Source organism: Propionicimonas sp., assembly GCF_034927565.1.
Classification (GTDB): Bacteria; Actinomycetota; Actinomycetes; order Propionibacteriales; family Propionibacteriaceae; genus Propionicimonas.
Window position 1 is genome coordinate 1 of record NZ_JAYFPT010000017.1, and the last position, 8685, is coordinate 8685.

Sequence of the window (8685 nt, forward strand, 5' to 3'; positions counted from 1 at the left end):
GCCGACGAGGCCTACTACTTCGGACGCACCGCCGAGACCCGTCGGCTCGCCGAGACGATAGCCGCGCTGCAGTCCGGGCCCGGCCACGGCACCGTCTTCCTGGTCGGTCCCTCGGGCAGCGGCAAGTCCTCCTTGCTGGCCGCCGGGCTGCTGGCCAGGGAGTGCGTGGACGGCGTGCGGGCCGGCCAGCCCGCGCAGCTGGTGGATGCCTCCCGGCTGGGCGAGGTCACCGGCGACGTCCACCTGGTGCTGGTCGACCAGGTCGAGGACGCCATGCTGGGGCCGGCCGATCAGTGGGAGCAGTTCCTCAGCACCCTGCTGGTGCTGGCGGAGCACCGGGTGGTGGTGCTGGCGCTGAGGTCGGACGGCTTCGCCCGGGCGATCGAGGAACCCAGCCTGCTGGAATCGCTCTCCCGTCCGGTGCTGCTCGGCCCGCTGACCCGCGACGACCTGCGGGAGGTGATCACCGGACCGGCCGAGGTGGCCCAGGTGAGTGTCGACGACGACCTGGTCCGGGTACTGGTGTCGGAACTGGCGCCCGGCCCCGAGGGCACGACCGTCGCCCCTGACCTGCTGCCTTTGTTGTCCAATGCCCTGCTGGTGACCTGGGCCGCCGGGGCGGGGCAGCGGATGACGCTGGCCGACTACGACGCCGCCGGCGGCATCTCGACCACCGTCGAATCGCTGGCCGAGCAGGTCTTCACCTCCCTGGACCCGGCGCACCAGAGGTTGGCCGAGAGCCTGTTCCTGCGCCTGGTGCGGGTGTCGGCCGATGTGGTCGGACGCGAGCCCCTGCCGCTGTCCTCGCTGACCGGCCCCGACCGTGAGGTGATGGACGCCTTCGTCGCGGCCCGGATGCTGACCGTCGCCGGCGACACCGTCCGGATCTCCCACGACTCCCTGCTGCGCTACTGGCAGCGGCTGGGCGACTGGGTGGCCGGACGGCGCGGCGACCTGGTGCTGCTGGAGCGGATCCGTCGTGCCGCCGCCGTCTGGGAGGACACCGGACGCGACCCGGACGCGCTGCTGCCGGTGCAGCGGCTCGCGGTGGTGGGCGAGTGGCTGGAGGACCCCTCCCAGCAGGCACTGCTGAGCGAGCCGGAGCAGGAGTTCGTGGCGGCCAGCCAGGCGCACTTCGCGTCCGTCCTGGATGCCGAGCGGAAGACCAACGCCCGGCTGCTGCGGCAGCGTCGCGTCGCCGTGAACCTCACCGCCGCCACGCTGGTGCTCGCGCTGGTCGCCGGGATCGCCTCCTGGCGGGCGCGCGGCTTCCAGCTGGACGCCGAGCAAGCCCAGGCCGAGGCCCAGTCCCGGCAGGTGGCCACCATGGCGCGCACGCTGCGCGACCGTGACCCCAACCTGACCGCGCAGCTCGCCCGGGTCTCGACCGACCTGGCGGCCACCACCGAGGCCACCTCGATGGTGCTGGACGCCACCGCCGTCGACACCCCGGTGCGCTGGCTGGGCGAGGGCTCGGCGGTACTCGCGGTCAGCCCCGATCAGCAGGTGGTCGCCCGGGCCGACGGGGCCGGCGAGGTCACCCTGTGGCGGGGCGGCGAACTGGACACCTCCGCCGGCACCCGGTTCACGGTCGACCCGGCCGGACAGGACCTGTACGCCGTGGCGATCAACCAGGTCGGCGGACGGCTGCTGCTCGCCGTCGGCGGGATCGGCTCCCGGTCGGTGTGGGACATCACCGGCGACCCGACGCTGGTCGTTGACCTGGCCGACCCCGCACACACCACCTACACCGCCAGTTTCAGCCCGGACGGAACCCGGCTCGCCTTCGGCAACGAGACCGGCCAGGTCGACCTGCTGAGCCTGGCCGGCGGCACCCCGCACCCGGACGGCAGCCTGCACCTCGACCCGCTGGCGGACGGTTCAGTGCCCGCTGTGAAGGCGGTGGCGCTGAGCAGCGACGGCAGCGCCTATCTCGCCGGCATGCCGGGAGCGATCGCGCACTGGAAGCTGGGGGCCGAGCCCGTCCGGCTGCCCGACCTGACCTACGTCTTCAACGAGCAGGCGGCCCGGGCCCAGACCCTCGCGGTCAGCCCGGACGGCACCCGGCTGATCGCCGGGCTGGCCGGACGCGGGGTGCTGCGCTGGCGGATCGACGGCAGCCAGGCGATCGCCGAGGACCCGGTCACCGGATTCGACAGCTACGTCAACGACGTCTCCTTCTCCGCCGATGGCAGCCAGTTCATCGCGGGCAGTTCGGACCAGTCCACCCGGGTGTACGACACGGCCACCGGCGAGGAACTGCGGCGGCTCCCGGGCCCGGCGCTGGTCACCGGCGCGGACTTCGTCGGGGACCGTCCGGTCACCACCGGCACCGACGGCACGTTGCGGGCCTGGCAGGCGACCGGCCCGGTGCTGCGCGCGGGCGGCGAGCCCGTGTACAACCTGGTCAGCGACACCTCTGGCAACCTGCTGGGTGGCGGCACGCCGTCCTCCGGCATCCAGCTGTGGCGGCTGGACGGCGACCAGCCCCGCCAGTTGGCGACCCCGCAGGTGGAGCTCCCCGACGGCGATCGGCAGGTCGGCGCGGTCGGGCTGTCCGGGGACGGGAGCCTGGTCGTGGGCGGCACGGCGGGCGGCCGGGTGCTCAGCTGGCCGCTGGACGGGCAGGGCGCCGGCGAGGCCAGTGTGGTGAAGGTGAGTGACGCCTACCTCTCCTACACCCCGGTGTCGCCGGACGGATCCCTGGTCGCCGCGATGGAGTACCAGGGCCAGTACACCCACCTGCTGCGGGCCGACGGCCAGGGCCGGCTGACCAAGGTCGCCTCCCTGGAAACCCCGATCCCGCAGCTGGCGTGGTTCAGTCCCGACAGCGCCCTGCTCGCGGTGGCGATGGCTGCCGACAAGGTGGGGGTGTGGTCGGTGACGGATCCGGCGGCACCGGTGCTGGAGACCACGATCGACACCACGGCGGTGCCGAGTTCGGTGACCTTCGCCAGCGCCGGGCGGCTGCTGGCGGTCGGCCTGGATTCCGGCCTGGTCGAGGTCTGGGACCTGACCACCCCCGCCGAGCCGGTGAAGGTGCGCGAGTACGGAGACCCACGTTCGGGCATCGATGCCACCTCCTTCAGCCAGGACGGGAAGCTGCTGGTCGCCGCCAGCGGTGACGACCACGTCTGGGGCTGGGACCTGACCAGCGACGCCACCGCGGCGGTGTTCTCGGTCGAGGGTGCGCTCGGCGGGCTGTGGGACGTCCGGTTCGTCCGCGGCGGCACCGGGTTCGCCGTTTCCGGCAGTACTGGCGCGGTGAAGCTGTGGGAGGCCGACCCGTCCCGCGCCGACGACTGGGCCTGCGCGGTGCGCGGCGATGCCCTGACCGAGGCGGAGTGGAAGCGGTACCTGCCCGGCGTGGAGCCGCGGGATCCGTGCTGAGCGGCATTCCGGGTTTGCGCACTATCGAGGGTACGCAGGCCCGGGATCAGCGGCGGAGTTGGTCGGCCCGTGCCCGGGCCCGCTCGGCGTCCACCGTCCGTCCCTCGCGTTGGTAGAGCAGCGCCAAATCGTCCCACGGCTCGGCAGCGCTGGGACGCAGGGCGACCGCCCGGGTGAAGTCGCGCTCGGCGGCCTCCGCGTCCCCGGCCTCGGCGTGTGCGACACCTCGCTTGAGGAAGGTGTCGACATTGGTCGGGTCGAGGTCGAGGGCCTCGGTGAGGGTTGTGATCGAGGCTGCCGGATCACCTGCGAGCGCCTGCAGGTCGCCGAGGGTGTGCAGGCATTCGGTGGAGGACACCAGAGCTCGGCAGGCTGCTGTGACCGCAGGGACCGCCGGCGCCGCTTCGACCCGTCCCTGCTCGGCGAGCCTGGCCACCGCGTAGCCGATCCGGCGGGTCAGGTCGGGATCCCCGGGGCGGACGTCGGCCGCCGTCAGCAGCGCCGGAGTCGACAAGGCGGGGTCGGTGAGCATCGCGGAGAACCGTGCCTCGGCGAGCAGGACGCTGCCGGCGTTCAGGGCGGCAGCGACCGCCCAGCCGCAGCCCACGACGGCCACCGTGATTGCCCTGCGGTCAGCTGACGCACCGTGGAGTGCACGCCTGGACCCGCGGCTCTCGTGACCCACTGCCTGGTCGGATGCCGGCGCCGCGAGCGCCCCGCCGAGACAGCACAGGACGACGGTGGTGGTCACGGGATCGGTGAACGAGAAGAGCTGGCTGACGCCGGCCGTGAGCGCGGCCGTCACCGCGCCAGCGGTCCAGGTGTCCCAAGGCCGACGGCGCCACAGGACAACCGCTGTCGCGACGGCCACGGCAACGATGGCAGCCAGCCCGACGAACCCGGCAGCGCTCACCATCTGCAACGCCAGGTTGTGTGGTGAGTCGGGCGGCGCATAGGGGCCGACGGCGGCGGCCCAGGAGGGGGTGTGAAACTGTCCGATGGCGTCAACGAACCGTGAAGGGCCGACTCCGAGCAGCGGGTGGCTGACGACCAGCTGCCAGGACTCGGACCACAGCTGGAGGCGGCCGTCGATCGTCGCGTCGGCGAACGGAGTCGCACCAACCAGTCGGGCGTGCGCCGACGGCGTCAGCCAGGCCGTGAGGCCAACCGCACCGGCCAGCCCGAGACCGGCCCACCAGGGTGGTTGTCGCTGCGTCAGTGGCCGCAACAGCGCCGCAGCGATGAAGGCCACCGCCAGAGCCAGCATCGCCGCCCGTGACGCCGACAGCACCACGGTCAGCAGGCTCGCGAAGAATCCTGCCACCCACAACGCCCTGCGCTCGGTCACCAGCTGCCAGCCGAGCAGGCAGCAGAGGATCGCCGCCCAGGTTCCCAGGACGGAGGAGTTGCCCAGCAGGGCTGTCACCCGGTCGTCGGGGTAGAAGACAGTCTGGAGACCGGCGGTGACGGCGGTGATCAGGGCGGCCAGCGCACCAGCCGAGCAGAACAGGTCGCGCGACCGGGTCCGGGACCGGTTGAGCAGGCGTGCTCCGGCGGCCACCGCACCAACGTAGCCGAGCACGGTGAGCAGACCCTCGTAGCGCGGATACCTTCCCAGCAAGGAGAGCACAGGGGTGGCTCCGGCGAGGGCGGCGACGACGAAGGCCACGACGGTCGCGAGCAGCGACCACCGCACCGGGCCGGGCAACGGCGAGGACGACGGGACGAGGAACGCCACCCCGATCCCGATCGCGGCCACCAGCAGCCGGGTGGCGAAGGTGGAATCGGAGACGAACGGGGACGCGGCCAGCGGCAGCGCCAGCGCCAGGGCGACCACGCCGGCCGCTGCGGCGCGGTCCGTCCACGAAGTCGCCATGGTGCCGGAGCCTACTGTCGCGGTTCGCGGTCTCCGCCGGTATCCAGCGGGGTGGGGTGTACGACTTCGTACGAGGTTCCGCTGGTCGCCACCGCGTCGCCGACGGCGCCTCTAGCATCAGGCCGTCGTTTCGTCCTTGGGGAGAGCCATGCACGCCAGACCGTCCCGTTTCGTCCTGCCCGTTCTGCTGTCGATCCTGCTCGGTGTCGGCCCGACCGCCATCCCGGCGCAGGCCGACACCGGTGAACTGCGTACGACGCTGCCGGTGGTTCCTGCCCTGGTCCAGGTGCGGGCAGCGTCCGGCAATGATCTGGCTGGGACAACCGATTTCGAGGGAACCCTGCTGTCGCACGACGGGGGCGAGACCTGGCAGACCGGCGCCGGGTTCGGTTCGCCGGCTGATTTCGGGCTGCGGGCGGTCAAGGACGGGTTGGTAGCCGAGGTGGATGACTATGGCGGCGAACTCCGGCTGATCTCCCTGGCAGACGGCCAGGTGAAGGCGACCTACGACCCGGCGGGTGACTTCGAGATCCAGGACGCCACCACCACGGCTGCGCTGATCAAGGACTGGAGAGACGACGCTGCAGCCGTCCACACCCTGTCTCCCTCCGCCGATCGCGCGCTTCCGGCGCAGGCGGGCGACCAGGATGTCGACTGGCAACGGTTGCTGCCGGACGGCTCGGTCGTGGGCGTGGCAGGTGATGAGATCTGGGCGCTGAGCCCGCAAGGCAACCCAACGCTGGTGACTGACGTCGGGGAGTCGTTCTGGCTGAGTCGGGGCACGGGGGACCTGATCGTCTATACCCCCGACTCCGGCGATCCCTGCGTCTTCACCGCGAATGGCAGCAAGGTTGGCTGTTCTCGATATCTGAACGGCGAGGACTACAGCTCTGCGCAGACTCAGGCTGGTTTCCTCGCTCAGGACCGGGAGTCTGAGCGGGATCTCGTCTGGCTGCCGCTGTCGGACGGAAAGCTCCAAGCGGGCAGACCGGTGGAGTTGGGCAATGATGTGCTGGACGCGAACCTGGCCGCTCTGGTCGAGGACGGCCTGCTGATCACCACCCTGACCGGCTCCGGCAGTTATGTGGAGCGATTCGACCCGGTGACCCTGACCACGCAGCGGATCGCCACCGACGTCACCCAGACTGGTGGTGGCATCCCTGTCGCGTTGACACCGACTGCTGTGCTGCTGCAGGACAGCACCCACGCCAACCAGACCTGGAAACGCTCGGTCGGCGGTTCAATCAGTGAGCCGACCGAACTGAGTTCGGTGGTCGGGAGCCGGTCAAGTGCGCTGGCATCGGCAGCCCGCTGGGTGGTGCCGTCCGGCGAGTCGGAGGTGGTGCTCTACGACCGGGGATCGCGCACGGAGACAGTCTCCGGGGTCGACGCCACGCGTGCGCTGTCCGGTCCGTATCTGCTGGCCGAACGCGGGGAGGATCGTCAGCTTCGCACTCCCGACGGCAACTGGACTGCCGCCCCGAACGCGCTTTCCGTCTTCGGTGGGTTGGTGCTGGAGGATCTGACCGACTACGACGCCGACGAGCCGGTGGCGAAGCTGAAGGTCCGGGATCTGTCCGGCGCCGGGTCACCCGCTGTCGAGTTCACGCTTCCGTCCGACGATGCCTATGGCACGTTGCTGTGGGGGGACACGGTCGCCTACGAGCGGGACGCCGGCTGCCCCGAGTCCGATGCAGCGGTGGTCTATGACTTCCGCGCCGGCAAGCAGGTGTTCTCCACCTGCGGTGATCTGCTCGCGCTCGGTGACGGGTTGGTTGTGGTGATGAATGACGACACGGTGTCGGCGTACAACCTGAGCGGCACTCGGACGACGCTGGTCGACTACGCCGGCGCCGGAGCTGGACCCAACGGCTGGGGCAGCCTCGCGGTCGACGGCGACCGGGTCGCCTACACCACCGAGTCCGACCTGGTGATCAAAACCATCCCGGGTGCAGCGACATCAGCGCCACGCTCGCTGGGTGTCACGGCCCCAGCTTCGTACGACGGAACGGGGACCTGGTCTCCACAGATCGACCTCACCAAGCCGGTGGCGGCCGGCAAGCTGGTTATCACCGACTCCACCGGCAAGGTTGTCCGGGAGTTGGCGGTGGGTGCGAGCGCCGACGGGTCGGTCCGCGGCGTCGGCTGGGACGGCAAGGACGAGTCGGGCAACCCCGTCCCGAAGGGGATCTACTCGATCGGACTCACCAACCAGGCCACGGACGGCTCCGGCGCGGTCGTACGCGCCGACGGAACCGCGGGGACACTGGCGACGGTGTCGGTCGAGGGGCTCGCATTGGCCGCTGTGACGCCGTCCATCTCGGGGACGGCGCGGACCGACCAGACGCTGACCGCCGTGGTGGGCTCGTGGGGCCCGGCGCCGGTGGTGCTGTCCTACCAGTGGCTGCGGGACGGGGCGGCGATCTCCGGGGCCACCGCGCAGACCTACCGGGTGACCGCCACCGACGTCGGGAGGAAGCTCTCGGTGCGGGTGACCGGCTCGAAGACCGGCTACCCGTCGGTGTCGAAGACATCGGCCGCGGTCACCGCGACGGCAGCGTCGCTGACGGCAACCCCGCTTCCGTCCGTCTCAGGGACGGCGGCCATCGGCAAAGTCCTGACGGCCGGCGTCGGCACCTGGGCGCCGGTCCCGGTCACTCTGGCCTACCAGTGGCGCCGCGATGGCGCGGCGATCGCGGGTGCCACGCGGAGCACCTACACGGTGCAGTTGGCGGACGCGAACACGGCACTGACGGTGACCGTGACAGGTTCGAAGCCCGGCTACGCCTCGGTGGCCAGGACCTCGAAGGCGACCGCCACGGTGCCTGGCCACACGCTGACGGCCACGCCGACTCCGGTGGTGTCCGGGACGGCGAAGGTTGGTTCGAAGCTGACCGCGAAGCCGGGTACGTGGAAGCCGTCGGGGGTGACGCTCGGCTATCAGTGGTACCGGGGCGGGAAGGCCATCGTGGGCGCCACGAAGTCGACCTACACCGTGGTTGCTGCTGACAAGGGCACGAAGATGTCGGTGAAGGTGACCGGTTCGAAGATCGGGTACACCGCGGTGACCACGACGTCGAAGGCGACCGCGAAGGTGGTGGCTGGGACACTGACTGCGGCGACGCCGAAGATTTCGGGGGCCGCGAAGGTTGGTTCGACGTTGACGGTGAAGCCCGGGACGTGGAAGCCGGCGCCGGTGACCTTCACCTACCAGTGGCTGCGTGCCGGCAAGGTGATCAAGGGGGCCACGAAGTCCAGCTACAAGCTGGTCAAGGCAGACAAGGGCACGAAGGTGTCGGTGAAGGTCACCGGGACCAAGCCCGGGTACACCACCGCGTCCAAGGCGTCGAAGGCCACCTCGAAGGTGACGTAGTTCCGGTGGGCTGCCTCTGACCGTGGTTCGCCCCGGCACGTCCCGC

3 protein-coding genes are annotated in these 8685 nt (G+C 71.0%); 2 read left to right on the top strand and 1 reads right to left on the bottom strand.

Annotated features, from left to right (window positions below; translation table 11 throughout):
* A partial coding sequence (locus VB080_RS05305) for a hypothetical protein (protein ID WP_416339603.1) occupies positions 1 to 3390 on the top strand: 3390 nt, incomplete at its 5' end.
* Between the two features lie 46 nt (positions 3391 to 3436).
* Here VB080_RS05305 and VB080_RS05310 read toward each other — a convergent pair.
* Positions 3437 to 5266 carry an O-antigen ligase family protein gene (locus VB080_RS05310; RefSeq protein ID WP_323417396.1) on the bottom strand — a complete coding sequence of 610 codons (1830 nt, stop codon included), beginning with the start codon at positions 5264 to 5266 and terminating at the stop codon, positions 3437 to 3439.
* A gap of 148 nt (positions 5267 to 5414) precedes the next feature.
* On the opposite strand from VB080_RS05310, the gene VB080_RS05315 reads away from it, so the two are divergent.
* A complete protein-coding gene (locus tag VB080_RS05315) occupies positions 5415 to 8639 on the top strand; it encodes a FlgD immunoglobulin-like domain containing protein (protein ID WP_323417397.1) in 3225 nt (1074 codons plus the stop codon).
* Positions 8640 to 8685 lie beyond the last annotated feature (46 nt).

Excerpts from the sequence above, each read along its gene's own strand:
- VB080_RS05310 (WP_323417396.1), bottom strand. The coding sequence starts at position 5,266 with ATGGCGACTTCGTGGACGGACCGCGCCGCAGCGGCCGGCGTGGTCGCC.
- VB080_RS05315 (WP_323417397.1), top strand. The coding sequence starts at position 5,415 with ATGCACGCCAGACCGTCCCGTTTCGTCCTGCCCGTTCTGCTGTCGATC.